Source organism: Lysobacter cavernae, from assembly GCF_042648505.1.
Lineage (GTDB): Bacteria > Pseudomonadota > Gammaproteobacteria > Xanthomonadales > Xanthomonadaceae > Lysobacter_L > Lysobacter_L cavernae.
In genome coordinates this window covers 41281-67769 of the sequence record NZ_JBHRXK010000003.1, presented here as the reverse complement: position 1 = coordinate 67769, position 26489 = coordinate 41281, and the positions used below count along the sequence as shown (strand labels likewise).

Below are 26489 nucleotides of genomic sequence, written 5' to 3'. Positions count from 1 at the left end.
TCGGGGCTCGCGACGCCGGCGCCGACCCTCAAAGCGCCGTGCACGCAGTGGCGGCACTGCGGCGGCGGGCAAAATAGCCCCGGCCGCCCAGAAAAAAGCCCCGCGAACGGGGCTTTTTCCGGCAAGCGAGCGGCGCGATCAGTCCTGCGGCGCCGGCGCCGGGCGATGCGGGCCGCCGCTGAAGCGTTGCCCCAGGTTCGAGCGCAGGCCTTCCAGGCCCTGGCCGCGGCCGGACACCTTGAGCAGGGCGTAGCCTTCCAGCGCCGCCATCATCACGTCGCTGCCCAAGGCAATCGCGGTGTCGTTGACGCGTTCGACCAGACGCTCCAGGCGGGCCAGGCGCGGTCGCAGTGCATCGATCGCGCGCAAGTCGTCGGTGGCCTCCGAGACGTCCAGGCTCGGCGGCACCACCTGCGGGTTCTGCACCAGCGCCATCAGCGTCTGGCGGCAGAAGGCCTCGGACTTGTCGCCCATCTTGACCAGCGCGCGGCGCTCGTCCGCCTCCAGCGCCAACAACCCGGCAAAGCGGGTTTCGATGACGGACAAGGCCTGGTCGATGGCCCCGAGGTCTTCGGCGGATATATCCAGCGAAATCAGGTTCTGGCTCACGTGTGCATTTCCTTATGTGGTGTGAGAGTCCGTTTCGGGCATGCCCGAAGGGGCCGCCGCAAACAGACAGTGACGCTCCGCCGCATCCGTGTGGCGTGACCTGCGATCCCGACAACGTCGGCGACCGGAGCGGGGGAAGTGTTGCAGATTGCAGACCCGAATGTCCGCTCGCCGCCCCTTGGTCCGGATACGGCCGGACAAACACGCGACTGATCGGATTGACGCCCCTGCCGCCATTGGCTGACGATCCGTTGCCGCCCCGATTTGGGGTCTAGATGGCGCTAGGCAGCAGATGATTGATGTAACCGCTACCCACTTTCTTGAGTGCAAAGAGTACGAGGCAGGCCCTGACGGTGTCGTCGCCTTCTACTTGTTACGCGCCATCCCAAAGAACGGTGGAGTTACGGAGACGTTTCGGCTCAAGCCCCCACGACCTCAACACTTACAAAAGGTTCAAGGCAGTTTTACTTGGCCGCCGCATCTTCTACCTTGCCACCAGCAGGACAGAGCACGGTAAAAATCTCATGCAGTTGATGGATCACCGCTTGCTGCTTGACAATTCTTTCAAGCCGAACCCGCTACGCGGGTCTGCTTAATTCAGGCGTTCGGCCGCACACACGCTTCACGATCGCCATCATTCCCAAAAAAAGAAGGGGCGCCATGGCCAAGTACCTGATCTCCTTCCCCAGCGCGGCGATGGTCGTGCTCGACGACGAGTGGGAGGCGGTGGTCCGCGACTCGCATGCCGTGATCGAGGAGGCTAAAGCCGCAGGCGTCTACGTCTTCGGTGGCGGTATCGACGAAGACGTGTTGCCTGTGCTCGTCTCGGCCGACGGCACTGTTACTGAGGGCGGCTACCCGTGGGCGCCCCCGCTCAACGGCGGCTTCACCGTGCTCGAATTACCCTCGCGTGAGGATGCCGTCGCATGGGCCGCACGCATCGCAAAGGCCTGCAGCTGCGACCAGGAGTTGCGCGTCTTCGGGTTCGACCCGCAGTCATGAGGGGTGGTTGGTGCGGCCTAACAATTCATTCAGCCGAAGCCGCTTCGCGGCTCGGCTTAATTCAGGCGATAGGCCGTGCCGAGCCAATCCAGGAGACCATCAGATGTACTTCGTAAGATCGATATTTGTGGTTCTCACCCTTGCGCTGCCCGTGTCGGGATGCAAACCGTCCGGCCCGACAGTGGTGGCCGATGTCATCTATGCCGGCGGCCCCATAGTCACCATGAACGATGCTCAGCCCAACGCCGAGGCCTTGGCGGTCAAGGACGGGAAGATCCTGGCCGCAGGCGCGAAGGCAGACATTGAGAAGACACATAAGGGGGCGACGACGAAGGCCGTGGACCTCGCCGGCAAGGCGCTGATGCCCGGATTTATCGATGGCCATGCTCACGCCCAGCAGTTCGGTACCCAAGCCGTCGGCGCAAATCTGCTTGCCCCTCCGGACGGCACGGTCAACACCATGGACGATCTCGTGGCAAGGCTGAAAACCTTCTCCGTCGGGCCAGACGTTGAGTTGACAGGCTGGATCTTCGGCGTCGGCTACGACGATGCATTGCTCGGCCGGCACCCGACCCGCGAAGATCTCGACAAGGTCTCGAGCACCGTTCCCGTGATGGCGACGCATATCTCGGGTCATTTCGCGGCGGTCAACACGCCGGGCTTGAAGATGATCGGTTACGGCGCCGACACGCCCAACCCGGAGGGTGGCGTCATCCGTCGCGAGGCTGACGGCAAGACCCCGAATGGGGTGCTTGAGGAACTCGCCGCCATGCCTTACGTGGTGAAGTTCCTCACGCCGACCACCCAGGCTGGAAAGGACGTTTTTCTGAAGCGCGGGTTGGAGATGGCCAAGAGCTACGGCTATACCACCGCCAACGAGGGCCGCATGTTCGGCGCCATGCATACCGACATGGTGAGTGCCGCCGAACGCGGGCTCGTCGACATCGACTTCACCGGCTGGATGGACTACACCAACCGCGCCGAGATCGACCGCGGCTTCTCCACGACCTACAAAAACCGCTACCGCCTCGCCGGCCTCAAGATCACGCTCGACGGCTCGCCCCAAGGCCGCACGGCTTGGCGCACCGTCGCCTACCTGATCCCGCCCGATGGCCAGAAACCCGGCTACAAGGGATACCCGGCCATTCCTGACACCAGTCAGGTCGAGGCCTATCTCGACGAGGCCTACACCAAGGGTTGGCCGGTCAAGGTCCACACCAATGGTGATGCCGCCATCGACCAGCTGTTCGAGGCGCTGAAGCCCGTGGTCACCAAACATGGTGTGAAGCCGGGCCAGGTGATCCTCATCCACGGCCAGTTCATCCGGCCGGACCAGGTGCAGGCGCTCAAGCCACTCGGCATTTTTCCGTCGATGTTCCCGATGCACACCTTCTACTGGGGCGACTGGTACAAGCAGATCGTCGGCCCGGAACAGGCCGCCAGAATCTCGCCCATGCGCTCGATCCTGAACACTGGCCTGCACGCGACCAGTCACACTGATGCGCCGGTTGCGCTTCCCAACCTGATGCAGGTCGTGTGGGCAACCGTGAATCGCACGTCACGCTCCGGGACAGTCATCGGTCCCGACGAGCGCGTCACCCCTTACGAGGCGATGAAGATGATCACCCTCTGGGGCGCCGAACAGTTCGGTGAACAGGCGGCCAAGGGCTCATTCGAGCCTGGCAAGCTGGCCGACATGGTAATCCTCTCCGATAACCCCCTCACGATTGACCCGACGAGCATCAACAAGATCGTTGTGCTGGAGACCATCAAGGAAGGGAAGACTGTGTACAAGCGAGGGCAGTGAACTGATGCACACGATGGCCCTTGTGTACGCGGTCTAACCAGCGGTTGCAGCGGACGGTCCACTCTGCGGGCCGTCCGCTGACGGTGCGAGCGCCCAGCATCTTCTGGTCGCGGCCTGACAAGTCATTCAACCGGAAGCCGCCGCGGCTCGGCTTAGGCGCCAACCAGCTATCGATGAGCGACGTGAGAATCGAAGACGTTTTTGTTGATGTACCGGGTGGCAGCGTATTTGTCCGAAAGTGGACCGCCGACAAGTCTGATAACTCACCCGTAGTTCTTCTGCACGACTCACTTGGCAGCGTCGAGCTCTGGCGTGACTTCCCCGGCACCCTGGCTCAGCGTCTGAGTCGACCTGTCATTGCATATGACAGGCTGGGCTTTGGTCGGTCATCCGCGCGCCAGGGGCTGCCCTCGACGGACTTTATCGCCGAGGAAGCACGAATCTACTTTCCCGCAATCATCAGCGCACTGGGCCTCGCCAAATTCTCGCTGTTCGGCCATAGCGTTGGCGGGGCGATGGCGCTGGTGATTGCAGCCACGCAGGTATCCGGCTGCCAGTGGGTGGCCTCGGAATCGGCCCAGGCATTCGTGGAGCCGCGTACGTTGACAGGCATTCTTGCGGCCAAGGAGCAGTTTGGGCGCCCTGAGCAACTCAACAGGCTGATGAAGTGGCATGGGGACAAGGCGCAGTGGGTGCTGGATGCCTGGACGCAAACCTGGCTCTCACCAGCATTCGCCTCCTGGAGCCTCGACCCATATCTGGGCCACATAAGATGTCCCGTCCTGGCGATCCACGGGGACCTTGACGAGTACGGCTCTGTTGAGTTCCCCAACCGCATCGTGAGTGGTGTGCAGGGCGCCTCCCAGTTGGCGATCCTTCGGGAGTGTGGTCACGTGCCCCATCGCGAGCAGCAAGATCAGGTGCTCGAATTGGTCTCCGGTTTTGCGGCCTCGATGGAATCGGGCCACCCGGACACATTGGCACCTGACAATTCAAACAAGCCCAAGCCGCTTCGCGGCACGGCTTGACTCCGGCGTTAGCCAGCCAAGCAGCACGCAGATCCCACAGCCCGATTAGTTGGAACCTGGCATTTGACCAGGCCATCACCCCACCCCAATGCCCGAGCGTTAGGCTTGGCGCCATGACGCCCCGCCCTGCCCCCGCCCATTTCGATTCGCTCGACGCCGCCGTCGAGTTCCTGCTGGCCCGCATCGACGGCCCGCTGCACCTGGGCGCGCCGCTCGGGCTGGGCAAGCCGCACCGGTTGTTGAATGCGCTGTACGCACGGATGGCGCCGGACCCGTCGCGGCGCCTGCACCTGTACACCGCCTTGTCGCTGGACCCGCCGGGTGCGGGCAAGGGGTTGGAGGCGCGTTTCCTCGGCCCGTTCCTGCAGCGCCACTTCGGTGACGACTTCCCGCGCCTGGCCTATGTGCAGGCGCTCAAGCGCAATGCGCTGCCGGCGCATGTCGAGGTCGAGGAGTTCTACCTGCAGTCAGGCGCGATGCTCAATGCGCCGCAGGCGCAGCAGCGCTACGCCAGCCTCAACTACACCCACGTCGCGCGCGCACTGGCCGATCGCGGGCTCAATGCGATCGTGCAGAAGGTCGCGCGATCGGCCGATGGCACGCAATTGTCGTTGTCGTGCAACACCGACCTCACCTTGGACGCGGTCGATGCACTCGCCGCGCGCGGCCTGCCGCGGCCGTTGCTGATCGCCGAGGTCGACCCCGAACTGCCGTGGCTCGGCGGCACGGCCGCGGTCGATGCGGCGTACTTCGATGCGGTGGTCACGCCGCCGGGGCCGTACCCGAAGTTGTTCGGGCTGCCGCGGCAGCCGGTGTCGGACGCCGACTACGCGATCGGCTTCCACGCCAGCACGCTGGTGTGCGACGGCGGCACGCTGCAGATCGGTATCGGCGCATTGGCCGATGCGCTGTGTCATGCGCTGGCGCTGCGCCATACCGACAACGCCGCGTACCGGCACGTGCTGGCATCGCTCGACCCCGCGCTGGTCGATCCGCTCCACACCGACCCACGCGACCTGATGCCGTTCGCGCAGGGCCTGTATGGCTGCAGCGAGATGCTCAACGAGGGCTTCAAACGCCTGGTCGAAGTCGGCGTGATCAAACGCAAGGTGGTCGACGATGCCGCGCTGATGCAGCGCATCGCCTATGACAACGCCAGTGACGAGGATCGCGCCGTGCTCGAACGCGACGGCGAGTTCCTGCACGGTGCGTTCTACCTGGGGTCGCCGGAGTTCTACGACTGGTTGCGGAATCTCAACGACGCCGACCGCCGTGGCATCGGCATGAAACGCGTCAGCGAGGTCAACGAACTCTACGGCGGCCAGGAATCGCTGGAACGCCTGCAGCGTCGCGACGCGCGTTTCTTCAACAGCTGCATGATGGCGACCGCGCTGGGCGCGGCGGTGTCGGACGGGCTCGACGACGGCCGCGTGGTGTCGGGCGTCGGCGGCCAGTACAACTTCGTGGCGATGGCGCACGCATTGCCGGATGCACGTTCGGTGCTGATGCTGCGTGCGAGCCGCGACGCGCACGGCCACACCAACTCCAACGTGGTCTGGAACTACGGCCACACCACCATTCCGCGCCACCTGCGCGACCTCTATATCAGCGAATATGGAATTGCCGACGTGCGTGGCCGCACCGACGAGGACTGCATCGCGGCGATGGCCGCGATCGCCGATGCGCGCTTCCAGGCCGGATTGATCGAAACCGCGAAGCGCAACGGCAAGCTGCGCCAGGATTTCGCCCTGCCTTCGGATGCAAGCAGCAACACGACGGAACGCTTGCGCGCAGCGTTGGCGCCACTACGTCGCGATGGCGTGCTGCCCGACTATCCGCTGGGCAGCGATTTCACGCCGGCCGAGCAGCGCCTGGCCAAGGCGCTGGGCTGGTTGAAGACCAATACTGCGACGCGCGGCGGCAAGCTGGGCACGGTACTGCGGGCGTTGGGTACTGGCGCCAGTGATGACCGCGAAGCATTGGCGCGGATGCAGCTGACGGCGCCGCGCGGCTTCGGTGAGCGGCTGGAAGCACGCTTACTGGCGCTGGGGTTGCGCGAAACGGCGGGCTGAATTCCTTGCCGCTTCGCGGCCCCCTCTCCCGGCCCTTCGGGCCACCCTCTCCCACGAGGGGAGAGGGTTGGATCAGGTGCCGCAAAACCCAGGGATTGAAGCCCTCTCCCCTTGTGGCGCCCGAAGGGTGTGCAAGGCTGAGAGGACAGGCGCGGAGCGCCAGGGAGAGGGGTTTCAGTCCAACCAGGAACAAGTAGCCAGGGTAAGCGCAGCGCATCCGGGGCTCTTCACGAATGCTCCCGGATGCGCTGCGCTTACCCGAGTTACGGTTCTACCCCCGAAGCTGACAAACGAAAACGGCGCCCGGAGGCGCCGTTTTCCATTCGATCCGGCGCGAGCGGATCAGCCCAGCGACTTCGCCGCCGCGACCACGTGCTCGACGGTGAAACCGAAGTTCGGCATCAGCGCCTCGATCGGGGCCGAGGCGCCGAAGCTGTCGATGCCGATCACCGCGCCGTCGAGGCCGACGTACTTGCGCCAGAAGTCGGACACGCCGGCCTCGATCGCCACGCGCTTGCGGCAGGCGTTGGGCAGCACCGACTCGCGGTACTGCGCGTCCTGGCGGTCGAACACGTCGGTCGACGGCATCGACACCACGCGCACCTTGTCGCCGAGCTGCGCGGCGGCCTTGATCGCCAGATCGACTTCGGAACCGGTCGCGATCAGGATCAGTTCCGGTGCGCCGACCGAATCCTTGAGCACATAACCGCCGCGCGCGATGTTGGCGACCTGCGCCTCGTCGCGCGCCTGGTGGGCGAGGTTCTGGCGCGAGAAGATCAGGCAGCTCGGGCCGTCGTTGCGCACGATCGCGGCCTTCCAGCACACCGCCGACTCGACCGCATCGCACGGGCGCCAGACGTCGTTGTGCGGGATGTAACGCAAGGATGCAACGTGCTCGATCGGCTGGTGGGTCGGGCCGTCTTCGCCCAGGCCAATCGAGTCATGCGTGTAGACGTGGATCGCGTGCGCGCCCATCAGCGCGCTCATGCGCACGGCGTTGCGCGCGTAGTCGCTGAACACGAGGAACGTCGCGTCGTACGGGATGAAGCACTCGTGCAGGCCAAGACCATTACTGATCGCGGTCATCGCGAACTCGCGCACGCCGTAATGGATGTAGTTGGCATCCGGGTCGTCGGTCGCGACCGACTTGCTGCCCTTCCACAGGGTCAGGTTGGAATGGGCCAGGTCGGCCGAGCCACCAACCAGTTCCGGCAGCAGCGGCGCGAACGCTTCGATCGCCATCTGCGAGGCCTTGCGCGAAGCCACGACCGGACCTTCGGCCTGGAGCTTGGCGATGTAGGCATCGGCGGCGGCCACGAAACCTTCCGGCAGCTCACCGTGGGAACGGCGGGTCAGCTCGGCGGCCAGCTCCGGGTACTGCGCGGCGTAGGCGTCGAACAGGCGGTTCCACTGCTCCTCGCGCACCAGGCCGGTGCTGCGCGAACGCCAGCCGTCGTAGATCGCTTCCGGGATCTCGAACGCGCCGTGTTCCCAGCCCAGCGCGGCGCGCGTGGCGACGACTTCGTCCTTGCCCAGCGGCGCGCCGTGCGAGGACTCCTTGCCGGCCTTGGCGGGCGAGCCGAAACCAATCGTGGTGCGGCAGCAGATCAGGGTCGGCTTGTCGGACTGCAGCGCGGTCTCGATCGCGGTCTTGATCTCGTCGGCGTCGTGGCCGTTGACGCCGCGCACCACGTTCCAGCCGTAGGCCTCGAAACGCGCCGGGGTGTCGTCGGTGAACCAGCCGTCGGTGTTGCCGTCGATCGAGATCTTGTTGTCGTCCCAGAACGCGACCAGCTTGTGCAGGCCCCAGGTGCCGGCCAGCGAGGCGGCCTCGTGCGAGATGCCTTCCATCAGGCAGCCGTCGCCCATGAATACCCAGGTGCGGTTGTCGACGATCTGCAGCTCGGGCTTGTTGAAGCGCTGGGCCAGCAGCTTTTCGGCCAGCGCCATGCCGACGGCATTGGCGAAGCCCTGGCCGAGCGGGCCGGTGGTGGTCTCCACGCCCGGCGTCATGAAGTTCTCGGGGTGGCCCGGGGTCTTGGAATCGAACTGGCGGAACTTCTTCAGCTCGTCGATCGACAGGTCGTAGCCGGACAGGTGCAGCAGCGCGTACTGCAGCATCGAGCCGTGGCCGTTGGACAACACGAAGCGGTCGCGGTTGAACCAGTTCGGGTTGTTCGGATTGTGGTTGAGGTAGTCGTTCCAGAGCACCTCGGCGATGTCGGCCATGCCCATCGGCATGCCCGGATGGCCGGAGTTGGCGGCCTGCACCGCGTCGATGGCGAGGAAACGGATGGCGTTGGCAAGGTCGCGGCGGCTGGGCGTCGTCATGGCGTCGGGGCGGGTCTTCTGGAGGGCGGCGGAAGGCGCGCGAGCGGCGGGGCCAACGGAGAAGCCGGGCCGAGCGGGCGCGCCATTGTCCCATCCGGGGGCGGCGCTGTCGCCCCGGAACCTGTCTGACGGCCGAAAAGACTGCTACAGCAAGCTTTCCGGGCAGTGCTCAGTCGGCCAGGCGCTCGGCCGGCGGGTCGCTTTCGCCGCGCGAGACCACCGTCGCCAGCATCAGGTCGCCGGTGACGTTGAGCGTGGTCCGGCACATGTCGAGGAAACGGTCGACGCCGAGGATCAGGCCGATGCCTTCCGGTGGCACCCCGACCATGCCGCAGATCAGCGCCACCACCGGCAGCGAGCCGGCCGGCACGCCGGCGGTGCCAATGCCGCCGAGGATGCAGACGAACATCACCGTGACCTGCTGCACCAGGGTCAGCTCGACGCCGAAGAACTGGGCCAGGAACAGCACGGTCACGCCCTCGAACAGCGCCGTGCCGTTCTGGTTGGCGGTGGCGCCAACGGTCAGCACGAAGCGCGACACGCGGTTGGGCAGGCCAAGCTTCTCGTCGGCCACGCGCAGCGCGGTCGGCAGGGTCGCGTTGGACGAGGCGGTCGAGAACGCCATCACCATCGCCTCCTGCACGCCCTTGAAGAACTTCGCCGGCGAATAGCCGCCGACGAACTTCAGCGTCAGCGAATAGACCACGAACATGTGCAGCGCCAGCGCCAGCACGACCACGCCGACATAGGCGCCCAGGCTCTTGAGCAGGCCCCAGCCAAACAGCGCGGCCAGGTTGAACATGAAGCAGAACACCGCGTACGGCGCCAGGCGGATGACCAGCCCGATCAGCGTCATCGACACCTCGAACAGGCCTTCGATGCCGCGCTGCAGGACCTCGGTGGCCTTGCTGCGGGTCAGCACCAGGCCGATGCCGAGCATCAGCGCGAAGAACATCACCGCCAGGATGGTGTTGTCGGCGGCGGCCTTGACCACGTTGTCGGGCACGATCGACAGCAGCATGTCCAGGCCCTTGGGCTGGGTCTGGGTACTGCTGACGATGGCACTGGCACGCTCGGAGCCCTCGCTGAGCATCTGCTGTGCCACTGCGGGGTCGATGCCGGCGCCGGGTTTGAGCCAGTTCACCAGCACCAGGCCGAGCACGACCGCTATCCCGGACACGACCACGGTGTAGCCCAGGGTCTTCCAGCCGATGCGGCCGAGCGAGCGCACATCGCCCATCTCGGCCACGCCGATCACCAGCGCCGAGAACAGCAGCGGGATCACCAGCATGAAGATCAGGCGCAGGAACAGCGTGCCCGCGGGCTGGGTGACGTAAGTCGTGAACCACTGCACCCAGCCGGCGTGGGCGCCGGCGCCGTAGTGCGCGGCCAGACCCAACAGCAGGCCGGCAACGAAGCCGATCGCCATCTTCCAGTGCAGCGGCAACTTGGCCTTGCCGGCGCCTTTGCCGGCGCCAGTACTCGTTTCGGTCATCGCTGTACTCCGCAGTAAACCGCGCGAGCTTAGCAAAACCGGCTTTTTTGCCGGACCGGACCGCTTCCCGACCCCGCTCAGCCCGGGGGATACAGCGGCGGCAGCGGTGACACCGACGTGGCGACGGCTTCGCGCCACTGCGGCCCGGAGGCAAAGGCCTTGCGCAGCAGCGCGCGGGCGACCACGCCGTCGCCGCTCCCCCAGCGCGCGCGTTGCAGGGCCTCGACGGCCTCGCGCTGACGCGCATCGTCGAGGCGCACGAGCAACGCGTCGATGTCGCGCGCCGGCGGCTGCGCCATCGCGCACAACGCCTCGGCGACCTCGCCGAGATCGCCACGGTCGAGCGCGCGTTTCAACGATGCGCGTTTCGACTCGGCCTGGCCGTGCTTTCCAGTGGGCTTGACGGTGGCTGTCGCCGGCGGTTCGCCCGCCGCTCCGCCGCGGTGCAGGCCCCAGACCAGGGTGAACAACCACAAGGCCGCGAACAGCAGCGTCGCCAGCACCCAGCCGCGGTCGGCGCCCTGCAGCGCCGGCAGCGCGGCGGTCGGCAGCGCGGGCGTGCGGCCGCTGGCCACGATCGCCGACGACGGCGCGGTCGTGCCGGCGGTGGTGCTGCCCGTGGCTACGGTCCACGCCAACGGCGGCAGGCTCGCCGTGCGCGCCGTGCCCGCGCGCACGTCCCACCAGCCCAGACGCACACCGCTCAGGCGCACCGCGCCGCTGCGCGCGGGCACCAGCGAGAACTTGCGCGTCAGCTTCACCCGCGGCCGGCCGTCGACGAAGCGCTCGTCGACCTGGACCGGATCGGCGAACACCTGCACGCCGTCGATCGCGGGCAGTTGCAGCTCGGGCATCTGCGCGGCGGTGGCGCCATCGGCCACCGCCTCGATGGTCAGGGTCGCCGCGTTGCCGGTGCGCAACTCCTGTGGCGTCGACTGGTAGCGCAGTTGCAGGTCCTGCAGCGGCAACCACGGCTGCGGCGCGTTGGCCGGCGCCGGCCGCACCTGCAGCACGCGCGGCGGCGCCTGCGCCTGCAGGGCATCGCCACGGCTGCCGAAGAAATCATCGAAGAAACCGGCCGCACCGCGGCCTTCAAACGAGGCCGCGGGCACCGGCAAGGCGCCGCTGCGCTCGGGCACCAGCTGGTAGCGGCGCTCGATCACGCTGTAGCGGCGGCCACCGAGCTCGCGCGTGTACTGGGCGTCGTCGCCGACACGCTGCAGCGACGCGCCCTGCGGCGCCGGCTGGTCGAGTTGCCCCGACACCAGCGGCACCGCCGAGTACAGGCGCACCACCCAGCCCACCGCCTGCTGCACGTACGGCGAGGGATCATCGGCCTCGCTCTCGATGAACACGTCGGCGCCGGCCCGGGCCGGCGCGCTGGCGCTGCCCGGTGTCACCACCAGCGGCAGCGGCTGGGTGCTGGTGTTGCCGACCGCGAGCGCAGGCACCGTCAGCACGCCGTCGCGGCGCGGCTTCAACGCCACCGCGAACAAGGTGCGCGTGAGGCTGCGGCCGTTGACCAACTCGAACTCGCGGCGACTGGTGTGGCCGCTGAGCGTGAATTCGGCCTGCAGCGGCGTGTAGTCCGGCGTGGCGGAAGCGGCCGAGGTGGTCTCGATGTTGAGGGTGACGGTTTCGCCGGCCGCGATGCGATCGCGATCGAGCCAGGCGCGGGTCTGCGCCGATGCGCCCAAGCTGGCTACCGTCAACAGCAGTCCTGCGCACACGCGCAGCAGCAGGCCAGACATCGCGCTCGTTCTCCCGGTCATTGGTCCCATGGTCCTTGCAACTGGCGACGCTCGTGCTCGATGCGGAATTTCTCGCGCAGCAATCCGCCCGGATCGTCGGGTACACGCTTGAGCCAGGCCTCGTTGGCCAGGCGACGCTCGCGTTGCGCCGGGGTTTCGGCCGCCGGCGATGCGTTGTTCTTGCCTGGAGCGGCCGGCTGACCCTGCTGCAACGCACGCTGCATGCGCTCGCGCTGCGCCGCGTCGGCAGCCTGCTGGGCCTGGGCGTCGGCCGGCCGGGCGTCGGATGGTGGCTGCGATTGCGGCGGTTGCGGGGGCGTTGCTTGCGGTGAAGACGGCGGCTGACCCTGTCCGCTACTGGCATTGGACTGGCCACCGCCTTGGCCGCTGCCCTTCCCGCCCGCTGAAGACTGGGGCTTGGGCTGTCCCTGCCCGCCGGATGGCGGTTGGCGTTTCATCGCCGCTTCCACCGCCTGCTTGTTGGCCGCGGCGTCGGCCATGCCCGGCTGCCGTTTCAAGGCCTGGTCGTAAGCGGCGATCGCCTGCGGGTACTGCCCGGCCTTGGCCAGCGCGTTGCCGCGGTTGTAGTGGCCGTCGGCGTTGTCGCTGCCCTGGTAAAGCTGCGCCGCACGCGCGTAATCGCCTTGCCGGTACGCCTGCGTGCCCTGTTGCAACCGGGCATGCGCCGTCTGGTCGGCACGCCGCCACCAGTCGGCCGCCTGCACCGGCGCCATGGGCAGCACCGCGCACAGCAGCAGCGCGGCGGTGATGCCGCGACGACGGAACGCCAACAGCGCCAGCAGCATCAGCGGCGGCAACAGCCAATAGCCTTCGTCCTGCCAGGTGCGTCCTTCCTCGCCCTGCACCTGCGCCGCGCCTTGCGTCGAGGCCTCCATCACCCCGAGCGCGCGCAGGTCGTCATCACCCACGCCCAGTGCGGCGTAACGACCACCGCCGGCACGGGCGAGACCACGCAGGGACGACGGATCCAGCCGTGCGGTGACGAAGCTGCCGTCGCCACGTCGGTACGCTGCGCCGGCGGCGCTGCCCAGCCCAAGCACCGATACGCGGTAGCCCTCGCTGGCGGCGTGACCCGCGGCCTCGCGTGCGGCCGCATCGGCATGGTCGCTCAACAGCAGGATGTCGCCGCGGTCGAACCCGGCCTGACGCAACAGCCGCGCCGACCACGCGATCGCGCGATCAATGCGCTGGCCATCCACCGGCATCACGTCCGGGCTCAAGGCATCCAGATACAACGCGACGTTGCCGGCATCGTCGGTCAGTGGCGCCACGGTGAACGCTTCACCCGCGTACGCGACCAGGCCAACCTGGCCGTCGGCGCGTTCGCGCAGCAAGGTGGCGATCTTGGCGCGCGCCTGCGCCAACCGCGACGGCGGCAGGTCGGCGGCCAGCGCCGCACTCGACAGGTCCAGCGCGATCACCAGCGGCGTGCGGCTTTGCCACAGCGGCTGCTCGATCTGACGCCAGCTCGGGCCGGCCAGCGCCAGCACCGCCAGGACGTAACCGAGCAGGCCCAGCCCACCGGCCCAGCGCGTGCGCGCATCGGCCTGCGTGTCGAGCAGGTGCGGCAGCAGGTGCGCGTCGACCGTCTCGCGCCAGACACTGGCGCGGCGCCGCTGCGCGCGCGACCACCCGACCAGCACCGGCAAGGCCAGCAACGCCCACAGCCAGTGCGGTCGCAGCAGGTGCAGCGCGGCCAGGCTGTCGATCAATGCGCTGAAGCTCATGCCCACCTCCGGCGCGGCCACGCAAACGCGAGCAACGCGCAGGCGAACGCCGCCGCCAGTGGCCAGACATAGCGCTCGATGCGCGGACGCACCGCCTGGCCGGGGCGCTCGATCGGCTCCAGGCGATCGATCTCACCGTAGATGCCGACCAGTTGCGCGGTGTCGCGGGCGCGGAAGAAACGGCCGCCGGTCTGCTGCGCGATCGCGCGCAGCGTGGCCTCGTCGATCTCGTCGCCGGCGCCCGGCATCGGCAGCTGCAGGCCGAACAGCGACAACGAACCGTCACCGCCGAACGCGATGGCATGCACGCGCACGCCGTCATCGCGGGCGAGCTCGGCGGCCTTGGCCGGCTCCAGCGCACCGGCGGTGTTGACGCCGTCGGTCAGCAACACCAGCACCCGCTGCCCGACCGGCTGCGCACGCAGGCGCTTGACCGCGAGCGCGATGGCGTCGCCGATCGCGGTCTCCTGCCCGGCCAGACCGATCACGCTGTCGTTCAACTGCTCGCGCACCGACGCCAGGTCGTGGGTCAGCGGGGTCAGCGCGTAGGCACGACGGCCGAACACGATCAGGCCAACGCGATCGCCGCCGCGGCGGTCGAGGAAATCGGCGATCACCGCCTTGGCCGCGGTCAAGCGATCGACCGGACGACCGCCCAGGTCCATGTCGGGTTCGCGCATGCTGCCCGACAGGTCGAGCGCGAGCATCAGGTCGCGCCCGGCCTGCGGCGGCTGCACGGCCTCGCCCAGTTGCTGTGGTCGCGCCGCCGCCACGCACAACAGGACCCAGGCCAACCAGGCCAGCCACCCGGCGCCGCCGCCGAGTGCGCGGCGACCGCCGCTGCGCGCGACCGCCACCAGGCGTTCGCCGAACGGCACCTTCAACGCCGCCGCTGGGTTGCGCGCCGCCGGCAGCAGCCAGCGCGCCAGCCACGGCAGTGGCAAGGCCAGCAGCCACCACGGCCATGCGAACAGGTCGCGCAACGCGATGAACGGGGCGAGCAGCACGTCGATCACGTCGCCCCCATCCATTGCAGGAAGCGTGCCCGCGCCAGCACGCGCAACGCCTCGACCTGCGCGGCATCGACCTCGCGCCGGAAGCCGCCGTCGAGCAACAACCGCCCCGCCCCCTGCGCGAATGCCGGCGATCCCGGCTTGTCATCGTGATCGAGGAAGGCCAGCCAAGCGTCGCCGTGCAGGCGGTCGGCCTGCGCGTCGCGGCGCCGCGCCGCGCGCCGCAACAGCTCCGACATTGCCGCGACCTGTGCGGCCGGCGTGTCGGCCGCAGCCAGCGTTTGATCGAACAGCGCCGCAATGGCGCGGCGCTTGCGTTGTCGCCGTGCACGCCAGAACCACAGCACGGCAATCACCACGAGCACCACGGCCGCCAGCAACCACCATCCCGGGGCCGGCGGCCACCAGGACGGGGCCGGAGGCTGGTGGATGTCGCGCAGGGCAAGCGTGGCCGCATCCATCACGCCACCAACGGCCGGTTGCGGCCGAGCAGGGGCAACCACGATTCGCTGGCCGCGTCGGTCGACAAGGCCTGCACGCGCACGCCACGCGCCGGCAGCCGCGCCAACGCCGCTTCGACCGGCGCGCTGAATTCGTTGCGCCAGCGTTGCCGTTGTGCGGCGACAGCGAGATCGAGTTCGACGCGCCCGCTATCACCGCGGAACGGCAGCATCGCCTTCGGCGGAGCGCTTTCGAGCGGATCGGTCAGCAGCAGCACGATCACTTCATGGTGCTGCGCCAGCGCCGGCCAGCGCCGCTCGGGAATCGCGGCCAGGCTGTGTGGATCGGCCAACAGCACCAGCCGCGAGCCAGGGCGCAGCAAGCGCTCGGCGTGGTCGAGCGCGACCGCGAGCCCGGCATCCTCGGCCGGCGCCTGCGTGTACCAGCGCACCAGCGCATCGAGCACGCGCAAGGCTCCACGTGACCCGGCCGCCGGTGCAATCGGCGCCTCGCGCAGGCTGCCGCGCAGCGCGGCGATGCGGTCGCCATCGCGCACGGCCGCCCATGCCGCAACCGCACCGACACGCGCGGCCTGCACCGACTTGAAGCGCACGCGCGTGCCGAAGTACAGCGACGGCGCGGTGTCGGCGACGATCAGGCTCAGGCGCTCGCGCTCGGCCTGGAACAGTTTGGTATGGGCGCGGCCGGTGCGCGCGGTCAGGCGCCAGTCGATGTGGCGTGCGTCGTCGCCGATCGAGTACTCGCGCGACTCGGCGTACTCCATGCCGCGGCCACGCAACGGCGACAGGGCATGGCCGCTGACGCCGTGGCGGCCCAGCCGTGCGGAGCGGCGTCCAGCCACCGCCGCGCGCAGGGCGATCAGCTCGGCCAGAGTGGGCGTCACCCCGTTGCCGATCGCTGTCGATTCGAGTGGTGGATCTTGCACGCGCATGGGCGTCAGGGCAGCGGCACCCGCTGCAACAGCTCGCCGACCAGGCGATCGCCGTCCCAGCCTTCGGCCGTGGCTTCGTAACTGGGCAGGATGCGGTGCCGCAGCACGTCCGGGGCGATCGCGCGTACGTCGTCGGGCGTGACGAAATCGCGGCCGGCCAGCCAGGCATGCGCGCGCGCGCAACGCTCCAGTGCGATCGAGCCACGCGGGCTCGCGCCCCAGGCGATGCGCCGGGCCAGCGCAGCGTCGTAGCGGCTGGCATCGCGCGAGGCCAGGACCAGTTCGATCACGTAGCGTTCCACCACCGGCGCGACGTGCAGGTCGAGCACCGCCGCGCGCGCCGCGAACACGTCGGCCATCGGCATCCGCGTGACCGGCACCGCCACGGTGTGCAGCGTCTCGCGGGCGCGATCACGTGCCAGGCGCAGGATCTCGGCCTCGGCGGCAGCCTCGGGGTAGCCGATGCGCACGTACATCAGGAAGCGGTCGAGCTGCGCCTCGGGCAGCGGAAACGTACCCTCCTGCTCGATCGGATTCTGCGTCGCCATCACCAGGAACAGCGGCGGCAGCGCGTAGGTCGCCCGTCCGACCGTGACCTGGCGCTCGCCCATCGCCTCCAACAGCGCCGACTGCACCTTGGCCGGCGCGCGGTTGATCTCGTCGGCGAGCAGGATCGGGTGGAAGATCGGCCCGGGCTGGAACTCGAAACGGCCGTCCTGCGGCCGCCACACTTCAGTGCCGGTGAGATCGGCCGGCAGCAGGTCGGGGGTGAACTGGACGCGGGCGAAATCGGCCTCCAGCCGCGCCGCCAGCGCGCGGATCGCGCTGGTCTTGGCTAGCCCCGGCGCGCCCTCGACCAGCAGGTGGCCGTCGGCGAGCAGGGCGATCAGCAGCCGCTCGATCAGCGCCGACTGGCCGACGATCTCGGCAGAAAGCGCCTCGCGCAGGGCGCGAAAGGCATCGTGCAGACGGGGCAGGTCGTCGCTGCGGTCCATAGTGTGTCTCGCTGGAAACGAAACCAGTTTGACCGAACTTTGATCGCTACGACCTACAGACCCGCAATTTGTTCACATTCGAGCAAACAAAAGGGGGCCGAAGCCCCCTTTGTTTAAATAGCTTGCATCGTCCAACTCATCGCCAGATGTTGAAGGCGAAACCAATACGGCAAACCCCGGAAGGAGAGGAATTAGTGTCGTATTGGTACCCAGATGGGATCGGAGAGTTCGAGCAAATAAACTCCCTACTCCCAGCCAACTTTACACTCATCACGTTATGTCCGCCAGGCAATGAAGCACACGCACTGGAGGTCAACTTGTCCATCGTAATTACATAGCCTGCGGGCAGAGGAAAACCACAGACAATCTCACCTGAAGGAGCCGGCTCCTTCACAACCTTTGTATTCGGGGATCCAGGATAGTTAGTGCCGTTACATGCGGTTGTCACCGTATGCCCAACAATGACATAACCTGCAGGCACACTTTGATTCCAGCAGATATTGACGCTGCCCGTTAACGCGGCCTCATTGACCTGCTCTTCAGTGAAGTTCCATCCCTCTTGCGCGAGCGCAGGACCAACCAAACAAATCGACAGTCCAAGACCCACGGCTATTTTCTTGGCAAACATATCAACCTCCTGTTGAAATTTGCATTCCTATTCAACCGCGTTGCGCGACACGCATGACTTTCGGCGTGACCATGATCAGCAACTCGGCCTTGTTCTTGTTGCGCCCCTTCTTCTTGAACAGCGCCCCCAGGAACGGCACATCACCCAGGAACGGCACCTTGCTGACGTCGTTGCGGTCGGCGAACTCGTACACGCCACCGATCACCACCGTCTGACCGTCATCGACCAGTACCGCGGTGTTGACCTCGCGCTTGCTGATCAGCGGCACCGCGCCGATGTCGGTCCGGACGTACTCCAATACCTCGTCCTTCTTGACGTGCATGTTGAGGAAGACGCGGTTGTCGCTGGTGATGGTCGGGGTGACCTTCAGCTGCAACAGCACGTCCTTGAACTGCACGTTCGGGATCGGCACATCACCGCCACCGGACTGCGGGGCGATGGTCACGTAGCCGACCTCCTGGCCCTGACTGATCACCGCCTCGCGCTGGTTGCTGGTGACGACGCGCGGGTTGGAGATCACCTCGCCACGCCCTTCCTTCTGCATCGCCGACAACTCGACGTCCAGTGCATAGCCGGCATTGAGGATCTGCAGCGCCACTGAACCGGCCGGATTGAGCACGGCCAGGTTGCTCATCGCCCCCTTGAACAGGGTCGGATTGTCACCGGAGGCGCCCGCCTCGACCACGGAGTCGCGGGTCTTGTCGTTGTTCTCGATGTTGTTGTTGAAGTAGTACTTGCCATCCTTGGTCCCGGCGATACCGAAGCGGGCGCCCAGTTCGCGAGCGAAGGTATCGGAGGCGACGACCACGCGCGCCTCGATCAGCACCTGGTCGACCGGACGGTCGATCACGTGGATCAGCTCCTTCATCTGCGCGATCTTTTTCGGGATGTCACTGATCATCAGCGTGTTGGTGCGCTCGTCGGCGACCAGGCGGCCGCGCGGAGACAGGAAGCCACCGTCGTTGCTGGAACTGCCTTGTCCGCCGCCCGAGCCACCGCCGATCCCCTTCGCCTCGGTCAGCGCTTTGAAGATCTGTGCGGCATTGTGGTAGTTGATCTGCACGTACTCGGTGACAGTATCGACACGGTTGTCCAGCGCGATGCGCGCGTCCTCCTTGTCCTGCTCGTACTTGGCGATCTCCGCCTGCGGCGCCACCCAGACCACGTTGCCGCTGCGGCGCTTGTCCAGGCCCTTGGCCTGCAGGGCAATGTCCAGCGCCTGGTCCCAGGGCACGTTGATCAGGCGCAAGGTGACGTTGCCTGACACGGTGTCCGCGGCAACGATGTTGAGCCCGGACTCCTCGGCGATCAGCTGCAGGACGGTACGCACCGGGATGTCCTGGAAGTTGAACGTTACCGGACGACCGTTGTAACGACCGCCGCTGGCCGAAGCCGACTTGGCCGCCGTAGGTGCGCCGACGGCACGGCCGGTCGGGGCCGCTGCGCGCGGCAGGATCTCGACGATGTAGTCGCGACCGGTCTGGTAGGCCATCGACTCGAAGGCACCGTTGGTGTTCAGCACCAGCTGAGTGCCGGTGCCGCTGGCCCGTGCGTCGATGCGCTGCACCGGCGTGGCGAAATCGACCACGTTGAGCGGCTTCTGCAACGACTCGGGCAGTTGCGCGTTGCCGACGTTGATGATGACGCTCGAGCCCTGGTTGCGCAGGTCCGGCGCGGCACCATCGCCGCTGAACTTGAGTGTCAGGCGGCCGGAGCCGTCGGTACCGCGTTTGAAGTCGATGTTGGACACCGAGATCGCTCCCGGCAGCTGCTTGCCCGGGTCCGGGCTGGCCGCCGGTGCGACTGCGGTTGGTGCAGCCGCGGCGGTCGGTGCGGCCGCGTGCACGGCGCTGAAGGCGGCGATCGTGCCCACCATCAGTCCGATCGTCCCGGTGCGCAGGAGCAAGGGGCGCCGGGCCGGCCGCGTACGTGTGTTGAAAACGGTCATCGTGCTATCCCCCAATCCCTATTGATCTTCCAACGCGACCGTGGCTGGACGTTCCAGCCAACCGCCCGCGCCGTCCGGCACCAGTTCCACCAACTCGATGCGGTCCTCGAACACGGCGGTCACGCGACCGTCGCTCTGCCCCATGTACACACCGGATTGCACCCGATAGGTCACCTTGTCGGGTGCCATCACCAGCGCCACCACCCCACCGCCCTGGCCGAGCGTACCGACCATGTCGAGGCTGTCGAGCGGGAACTGTTCCAGCGTCTGCTTGCGCCGCACCGAATCCGGGCGCGGACCGCCGCTGCCGCCTTCGTCGGTGAAGGCGGTGCTGAACGGTTCGCGCAGCGCGTGCGCGGCGTACTCGAAGGTCTCGAACTGCTGCATCACCGGCAGCGGGTCCAGCGGCGGCGCCGGTCGCGCCTTGACCTCGGCGATCCACTTCTCGAGGTTGGGCGCCTCGCCCGGCGTGCTGGTGACACCACGCGAGCAGCCAGCAAGGGCCAACATCAGCGACAACGTCAACAGTGAGCGGAAAGGCAAGGCGCCATTGCGGATGGAGATTGCACGCATATCAGGCCCCTCCCTTCTTGCCGGCCGCGGCCTTGCTGGCCTGCTCCTGCTTGGCGACTTCTTCTTCGTCGAGGTAGCGGTAGGTCTTGACCGTGCCGGCGAGTTCGAGCGCGCTGTTTGGCGTAATCACGCCGTTCTTGTCCTTGCCGCGGGGCTTCAGCGAGATGTCGTGCATGGTCATGATCACCACGCGCGGCAATGAGGCCACCCCGCTGACAAAGCCACCGAACTGGTGATAGGTACCCACCATGCGCAGTGCGATCGGCTTCTCGGCGTAGAACTCCTTCGGCTGCTCCGCACCCGGCTGGAACAGTTCGTTGGTGATGCCGGTGGCGAGCGCGGTCTGCGAGATGTCGACGATCAGGTCGGGCATTTCGGTCTTGCTCGGCAGCTGGCGCAGCATCTGCTGCAGCTGCTGTTCCATCTGCGCAAGCTGCTGCTTGAGCGGCTCGAGATTGGAGGCACGGCCCTGCTTGGTCTCGAACTCGCTGCGCAGGTCTGCCTCCTGGCGCTCCAGGCCTTCCAGCTCAACGCGCTTGTCGCTGACGAACAGGTACCAGGCCAAGCCTACGATGACCGCACCGATGATCACGCAGAAGCCGATCTTGGCCTGCTGCGGCCAGGCGCCGATGTTGTTGAAATCGAGCTCATTGAGCTTGAGCTTCTTCTGGCTCATGACGCCGCTCCTGTGGCCGGGGCGGTGCTCGGCGCGGCAGGCGCCTTGGCCGGCACGGCCGTCGCTGGGGTTGCCGGTTGCGCGGGCGCAGCGCCGGGAGTGGCAGGCGCCGTGGCCGCCGGCGCACTACCGTCTGCCGCGGGCGCGGCCTCGGCCGTGGTGGTCGGTACCGGTGCGTCGGGAACGCCGTCGCCGTCCTCGTCCTTGGGCGCGTTCGGATTGGCCAGCTTGACCTGCAGCTTGAATTCGTACGGCAGGCCCTTGTCGCCACCCTTGGCTTCGATGATCGACAGGTCAGGATTGGTCATCCAGCCCGAGCCTTCGAGGTTGCGCATGTAGGTACTGACGCGGGCGTTGGACTGGGCACGGCCTTCCAGGGTGAGGGTCTCGCTGTCCTGCTTGATCGAGGTCAGCACCGCGCCATCGGGGATGGTGCGCACCAGCGAGTCGAACAGATGCACCATCTGCGAGCGGTTGGCCTGCAGTTGCTCGATGACTTCCTTGCGCGCGAGCAGCTTGGCCTTCTTCTTGTCGAGCTCCTCGATCTCCTTGATCGCCTTGTCGACCTGGGTGATCTGGTCACGCAGGTAGGTGTTGCGCTCGTTCTGGCCGTCGATCTGGCCGTTGTAGTAGCTGATGATCAAAAACGACACGAGTACTGCGGCCAACGCCGACAGACCAAGCATCGTCGCGAACTGCTTCTGCCGTTGCTTGCGGCGCTCGGCGCGCCACGGGAGGAGGTTGATGCGTGCCATCAGTCGAAGCTCCTCAGGGCGAGGCCGCAGGCGATCATCAAGGCCGGCGCGTCCTGGGCCAGCGCATGCGCCTGCACGCGCGGCCCCAGCGTCATGTGGGCGAGCGGGTTGGCGATCGTGGTCGGTACGCCGAGCTGCTCTTCGACCATCGCGGCAATGCCGGCGATCGAGGCACAGCCGCCGGCCAGCACGATCTGGTCGACGCGGTTGAACTCGCTGCCGGCATAGAAGAACTGCAGCAGGCGACTGACCTGTTGCACCATCGCCTCCTTGAACGGCTCCAGCACTTCGGCCTCGTAACTCTCGGGCAGGCCACCCTGGCGCTTGGCCAGGCCGGCTTCCTCGTAGCTCAGGCCATAGCGGCGCATCACCTCATCGGTGAGCTGCTTGCCGCCGAACACCTGCTCGCGCGAGTACAGGCTGCGGCCGCTGCGCAATACGTTGAGCGTGGTCATGGTCGCGCCCGAGTCGATCAGCGCGATCAGGCCGTCACGGGGGCCACCGAGATGGTCAGCAACCAAGGCGAAGGCGTTCTCGATCGCGAATGCCTCGACGTCCATCACCCTCGGGGTCAGCCCGCCGAGCTCCAGCGCCGAGGCGCGAACTTCGACGTTCTCCGAGCGCGAGGCAGCCAGCAGCACTTGCAGCATGTCCGGGCTGCCCGGCATCGGCCCGAGCACCTCGAAGTCGTGGCTGACTTCCTCGATCGGGTACGGCACGTAATTGACCGCCTCGAGTTCGACCTGCGACTCGAGCTCGTCGTCATCGAGGTCGCCCGGCATCGGGATCACCTTTGTGATCACCGAGGAGCCGGCGACTGCTGCCGCGGCGTGCTTGGCGCGGGTGCCCGAGCGCGCCAACGCACGCTTGATCGCCTCGCCCACCGCCTCGACCTCGACGATGTTCTTCTCGACCACGGCGTTGGGCGGCAACGGTTCGACCGCATAGTGTTCGACGCGGTAGCGGTTGCCGGCCCGTGAGAGCTGCAGCAACTTGACGGCAGTCGAACTGATATCCACGCCGACGAGAGCCGGCTGGCTTTTTGTGACAATCCCCACGGTTTTCTCCCCATGCCACAGGCGCTTACGTGCGCTTCGTGTGGCCCCGCTTTAAATAACGAACTTTGCACAGACTGGCAACCACTTCGTACGCGTTTGCCTTACTGCGTCACTTTCCACCCCGTTACGGCCGGCTGTGGCCGATCCGCCCGGGCACCCCCGTCCGATCCAGTCCCTTTCCCCGCCTCCTCTATACTCCTCACTCTTGGCACCCGCAATCATCGCCTCTTTCAGGAATCCCGCTTTGATGCCCCGTTTACGTCGCTTGCTGCGCTGGGCGCTGTTCGCGTTTGCCGGCCTGGCCCTGCTGGGCGCGATCGCGCTCGGCGCCCTGTACTACCTGGTTGCACCGAAACTTCCCGACGTCGAGACGCTGCGCACCGTCGAGATGCAGGAGCCGATGTACGTGTATGCGCGCGACGGCCGCCTGATGGCATTGTTCGGCGAAACGCGCCGCTACCCCGTCGCCATCCAGGAGGTGCCCGAGCGCCTCAAGCAGGCCTTCATCTCCATCGAGGACTCGCGCTTCTACAAACACCATGGCGTCGACTACAAGGGCATCGCGCGCGCGGTCTGGCTGCTGGCCACCACCGACGACAAGCGCGTGCCCGGTGGCTCGACCATCACCCAGCAGGTCGCGCGTCAGTTCTTCCTGAGCTCCGAATACAGCTACACCCGCAAGCTCGCCGAGATGCTGCTGGCGATGCGCATGGAGAAGGAGCTGAGCAAGGACGAGATTTTCGAGCTGTACCTCAACAAGAGTTTCTTCGGCAATCGCGCCTACGGCGTCGGTGCCGCGGCCGAGTTCTACTACGGCAAGAAGATGAACGAGCTGAGCCTGGACGAGATGGCCTCGCTCGCCGGCATCCCCAAGTTCCCGTCCAGTGGCAACCCGCTCAGCAACCCCGAGCGCGCCAAGCAACGTCGCGATTACATCCTCGACCGCATGGCCGAGCTGCGCTACATCACCCGCGCCGAAGCCACGCAGGCCCAGGCCGTGCCGATGCACGCCGCGCCGCATGAGCGCCCGGTCGAGGTGTCCGCGCCCTACGTCGCCGAGATGGTGCGCCAGGAAATGGTGGCCCGTTATGGCGCTGAGGCGCTGACCAAGGGCTACCACGTCACCACCACCATCGACCCGGTGCTGCAGGCCGCCGCCGACCAGGCGATCCGCGATGGCCTGTCGGTCTACGACCGCCGCCACGGCTGGCACGGTGTCGAGCAGCATTTCGACCTCGTCGCCGACGAAGACGCCATCACCGCGCGCCAGCGCCTGCGCAGCATTCCGGCGCAAGCCGAACTGCTGCCGGCGATCGTGCTCGGCAACGAGGCGAGCCAGGTGCGCCTGGTGCTCGCCGACGGCAGCGAGATTGCGCTCGGCGCCAGCCAGGGCTGGGGCGGCCGCAGTCCGGGCAGCCTGCTCAAGCGCGGCGACCTGGTGCGCGTGCGGCGCATTGAAGCAGCCGCCAAGACTGGCTCGACGGCTGTGGCGACCACGGTCAGCTACAAGCTCGACCAGTTGCCGCAGGCCCAGGCCGCGCTGGTCTCGCTGGAGCCGTCCAATGGCGCGCTGCGCGCGCTGTCCGGCGGCTACAGCTTTGCCGGCGCCAAATTCAACCGCGCCACCCAGGCGCGACGCCAGCCCGGCTCGAGTTTCAAGCCGTTCGTGTACGCAGCGTCGTTCGAACGCGGCTACAACCCCGCCTCGATCGTGCTCGACGCCCCGGTGGTGTTCAAGGACCGTCGCGGCCACCTGTGGCGGCCGCAGAACGACAGCGGCAACTTTGCCGGGCCGATGCGCCTGCGCGAGGCGATGGTGCAGTCACGCAACCTGGTCTCGGTACGCCTGCTCGACGCCATCGGCGTCGACTATGCACGCAAGTACATCAGCCACTTCGGCTTCGACATCGAGCAATTGCCGCCGAATCTGTCGATGTCGCTCGGCACCGCTTCGCTGACGCCGCTGTCGGTCGCGCGCGGCTTCGCCACCTTCGCCAACGGCGGCTTCCGCATCACGCCGTGGTTCATCGACGAGGTCAAGGACCGCGAAGGCGCCGTCGTGTTCAAGGAAAAGCCGGCCACCGCCTGCCCACAGTGCGGCGTCAGCAGCAACGGCAGCGGCCAGGCCGTGCGCACCTCGACCGTGGTCGACGGCTTCGACCTGGGGCCGGCACCGTCGGCGCAGGCGGCAACCGCCAAACCCGAAGCCAAGCCCGAGCCGGAAGCCAAGCCGGTCGACACCAGCAACCTGGTTCTGGCGCCGCGCGCGATCGACGGGCGCATCGCCTACCAGATCGTGTCGATGCTGCGCGACGTCGTGCAGCGCGGCACCGGCACCGCGGCCAAGGTGCTGGAACGCGAGGACATCGGCGGCAAGACCGGCTCCACCAACGACCACCGCGACGCCTGGTTCTCCGGTGTCGGCGGCCCGTACGCGACCACGGTCTGGGTCGGCCGCGACAACTACAAGTCGCTGGGCTACCGCGAATACGGCGGCAAGGCGGCGCTGCCGATCTGGATCGACTACATGCGCGTCGCACTCAAGGACCAACCGCTCGCCGCGAACGACCCGCCCGAGGGCATGATCAAGGTGTCGGTCGCGGCCAACGGCAGCCTGCTGCCGGAAGGCAGCGGCGGCGTGGCCGAATGGGTCAAGGCCGAGGACCTCGACCGCATGCAGACCTACGTCGATTACGGCCCGGACGAGTCGGTACCGGCGGAAGAAGCGTTCGACATCTTCTAGCGCGCGCATCGGCCCCGGAAGCCGTCGCGCCCGGGGCCAGGTGGCCGTTACGCCCGCTCGCGCAAGCCGGCATTTAACCGGAACATGCTAGGTTGGCCCCTGTCGACCCTCGGGCCGGCCGCGGCGAGCGCCCTCGCCGTCGTGTGCCAGCCGCGGAGGTCGCCATGCACCACGCCCGACAGCACGCCCACCAGCACGCGCAGACCCGCACCCGCGAACGTCGCCATCGCCTCGCCCACGAAGCGGCGCGGCTGATGGCCGAAAGCGGCATCCGTGACTACCACCAGGCCAAGCTCAAGGCCGCCGAACGCCTGGGCATCTTTGACGACGCCTCGCTGCCACGCAATCGCGAGATCGAGGACGCCTTGCGCGAATACCAGCGCCTGTTCCAGCGCGACAACGTGGTGGCATTGCGGCAACGCCGCGAAGCGGCCTTGCGCGCACTCGAATTCTTCAGGGATTTCGAGCCGCGCCTGATCGGCCCGGTGCTCGACGGCACCGCCGACACGCGCAGCCCGGTCAGCCTGCATCTGCACAGTGATGATCCCGATGCGGCACCGCGGTTCCTGGAGCAGCACGGCATTCCCGCCGAGGCGCGCAGCCGCCGGCTGCGCCTGGACCGCGAGCGCAGCGAGGATTTCCCGGTCTGGCTGTTCGGCGCCGAAGAGCTGACTTTCGATGTCACCGTGCTGCCGCTCGACGTGCTGCGCCAGGCGCCGCTGTCGAGCACAGACGAAAAACCGATGAAGCGCGCCTCGGCGACGCAGCTGCGACAACTGCTGACCGACGAGGAAATCGCCGGCTATGAGTCGGCCAGCGGGAGTTCCATGCCAGCCCCATGAGGGGCAGACAACTTCACCGAAG

General features: G+C 67.2%; 21 protein-coding genes. 6 read left to right on the top strand and 15 right to left on the bottom strand.

Annotated features, from left to right (window positions below):
* Window positions 1-138: 138 nt before the first annotated feature.
* A complete protein-coding gene (locus tag ACFOLC_RS07465; protein ID WP_386758624.1) occupies window positions 139-609 on the bottom strand; it encodes a hypothetical protein in 471 nt (156 codons plus the stop codon).
* A gap of 660 nt (window positions 610-1269) precedes the next feature.
* On the opposite strand from ACFOLC_RS07465, the gene ACFOLC_RS07460 reads away from it, so the two are divergent.
* From ACFOLC_RS07460 to ACFOLC_RS07445, 4 genes are all read left to right on the top strand, one after another.
* Window positions 1270-1611 carry a YciI family protein gene (locus ACFOLC_RS07460; RefSeq protein WP_386758623.1) on the top strand — a complete coding sequence of 114 codons (342 nt, stop codon included), beginning with the start codon at window positions 1270-1272 and terminating at the stop codon, window positions 1609-1611.
* A gap of 103 nt (window positions 1612-1714) precedes the next feature.
* A complete protein-coding gene (locus ACFOLC_RS07455; RefSeq protein WP_386758622.1) occupies window positions 1715-3418 on the top strand; it encodes an amidohydrolase in 1704 nt (567 codons plus the stop codon).
* Between the two features lie 173 nt (window positions 3419-3591).
* Window positions 3592-4446 carry an alpha/beta fold hydrolase gene (locus tag ACFOLC_RS07450; RefSeq protein ID WP_386758621.1) on the top strand — a complete coding sequence of 285 codons (855 nt, stop codon included), beginning with the start codon at window positions 3592-3594 and terminating at the stop codon, window positions 4444-4446.
* Window positions 4447-4559: 113 nt separating this feature from the next.
* Complete coding sequence (locus ACFOLC_RS07445; RefSeq protein WP_386758620.1) at window positions 4560-6518, top strand: acetyl-CoA hydrolase/transferase C-terminal domain-containing protein; 1959 nt, start codon at window positions 4560-4562, stop codon at window positions 6516-6518.
* Window positions 6519-6860: 342 nt separating this feature from the next.
* On the opposite strand, the gene tkt is transcribed toward ACFOLC_RS07445, so the two are convergent.
* From tkt to ACFOLC_RS07375, 14 genes are all read right to left on the bottom strand, one after another.
* Window positions 6861-8849 (bottom strand): transketolase, encoded by a 1989-nt coding sequence (gene tkt, locus ACFOLC_RS07440; protein ID WP_386758619.1) that lies wholly within the window; start codon window positions 8847-8849, stop codon window positions 6861-6863.
* 169 nt (window positions 8850-9018) lie between these two features.
* Window positions 9019-10344 carry a dicarboxylate/amino acid:cation symporter gene (locus tag ACFOLC_RS07435; RefSeq protein ID WP_386758618.1) on the bottom strand — a complete coding sequence of 442 codons (1326 nt, stop codon included), beginning with the start codon at window positions 10342-10344 and terminating at the stop codon, window positions 9019-9021.
* 77 nt (window positions 10345-10421) lie between these two features.
* On the bottom strand, window positions 10422-12095 hold the full coding sequence (locus tag ACFOLC_RS07430; protein WP_386758617.1) for a BatD family protein: 1674 nt from the start codon (window positions 12093-12095) through the stop codon (window positions 10422-10424).
* A 17-nt stretch (window positions 12096-12112) separates the two neighbouring features.
* Window positions 12113-13843, bottom strand: a complete 1731-nt coding sequence (locus ACFOLC_RS07425) for a tetratricopeptide repeat protein (protein WP_386758616.1) — start codon at window positions 13841-13843, stop codon at window positions 12113-12115.
* Window positions 13840-14874: a vWA domain-containing protein gene (locus tag ACFOLC_RS07420; protein ID WP_386758615.1), complete on the bottom strand. Its 1035-nt coding sequence runs from the start codon at window positions 14872-14874 to the stop codon at window positions 13840-13842. The genes ACFOLC_RS07425 and ACFOLC_RS07420 overlap by 4 nt, the downstream gene beginning before the upstream one ends.
* A complete protein-coding gene (locus ACFOLC_RS07415) occupies window positions 14856-15317 on the bottom strand; it encodes a DUF4381 family protein (protein WP_386758614.1) in 462 nt (153 codons plus the stop codon). Before ACFOLC_RS07415 ends, ACFOLC_RS07420 begins: the two co-directional genes overlap by 19 nt.
* Window positions 15317-16249, bottom strand: coding sequence for a DUF58 domain-containing protein (locus ACFOLC_RS07410; protein WP_386758613.1), 933 nt, complete (start codon window positions 16247-16249; stop codon window positions 15317-15319). The genes ACFOLC_RS07415 and ACFOLC_RS07410 overlap by 1 nt, the downstream gene beginning before the upstream one ends.
* Window positions 16250-16254: 5 nt before the next feature.
* The gene (locus ACFOLC_RS07405; RefSeq protein WP_386758612.1) at window positions 16255-17244 is read right to left on the bottom strand and encodes an AAA family ATPase; all 990 of its coding nucleotides are present in this window, start codon (window positions 17242-17244) and stop codon (window positions 16255-16257) included.
* A gap of 136 nt (window positions 17245-17380) precedes the next feature.
* Window positions 17381-17872 (bottom strand): hypothetical protein, encoded by a 492-nt coding sequence (locus ACFOLC_RS07400; protein WP_386758611.1) that lies wholly within the window; start codon window positions 17870-17872, stop codon window positions 17381-17383.
* 31 nt (window positions 17873-17903) lie between these two features.
* Window positions 17904-19820: a type IV pilus secretin PilQ gene (locus ACFOLC_RS07395; RefSeq protein ID WP_386758610.1), complete on the bottom strand. Its 1917-nt coding sequence runs from the start codon at window positions 19818-19820 to the stop codon at window positions 17904-17906.
* Between the two features lie 18 nt (window positions 19821-19838).
* Window positions 19839-20330 (bottom strand): pilus assembly protein PilP, encoded by a 492-nt coding sequence (locus ACFOLC_RS07390; protein ID WP_386759017.1) that lies wholly within the window; start codon window positions 20328-20330, stop codon window positions 19839-19841.
* 64 nt (window positions 20331-20394) lie between these two features.
* Window positions 20395-21069, bottom strand: a complete 675-nt coding sequence (gene pilO / locus ACFOLC_RS07385) for a type IV pilus inner membrane component PilO (RefSeq protein ID WP_386758609.1) — start codon at window positions 21067-21069, stop codon at window positions 20395-20397.
* Window positions 21066-21824 (bottom strand): PilN domain-containing protein, encoded by a 759-nt coding sequence (locus ACFOLC_RS07380; protein WP_386758608.1) that lies wholly within the window; start codon window positions 21822-21824, stop codon window positions 21066-21068. The genes pilO and ACFOLC_RS07380 overlap by 4 nt, the downstream gene beginning before the upstream one ends.
* Window positions 21824-22882, bottom strand: coding sequence for a pilus assembly protein PilM (locus tag ACFOLC_RS07375; protein WP_386758607.1), 1059 nt, complete (start codon window positions 22880-22882; stop codon window positions 21824-21826). Before ACFOLC_RS07375 ends, ACFOLC_RS07380 begins: the two co-directional genes overlap by 1 nt.
* 247 nt (window positions 22883-23129) lie before the next feature.
* Here ACFOLC_RS07375 and ACFOLC_RS07370 point away from each other — a divergent pair, with 247 nt between their 5' ends.
* A complete protein-coding gene (locus ACFOLC_RS07370) occupies window positions 23130-25625 on the top strand; it encodes a penicillin-binding protein 1A (RefSeq protein WP_386758606.1) in 2496 nt (831 codons plus the stop codon).
* Window positions 25626-25789: 164 nt separating this feature from the next.
* Complete coding sequence (locus ACFOLC_RS07365) at window positions 25790-26467, top strand: hypothetical protein (protein ID WP_386758605.1); 678 nt, start codon at window positions 25790-25792, stop codon at window positions 26465-26467.
* Window positions 26468-26489 lie beyond the last annotated feature (22 nt).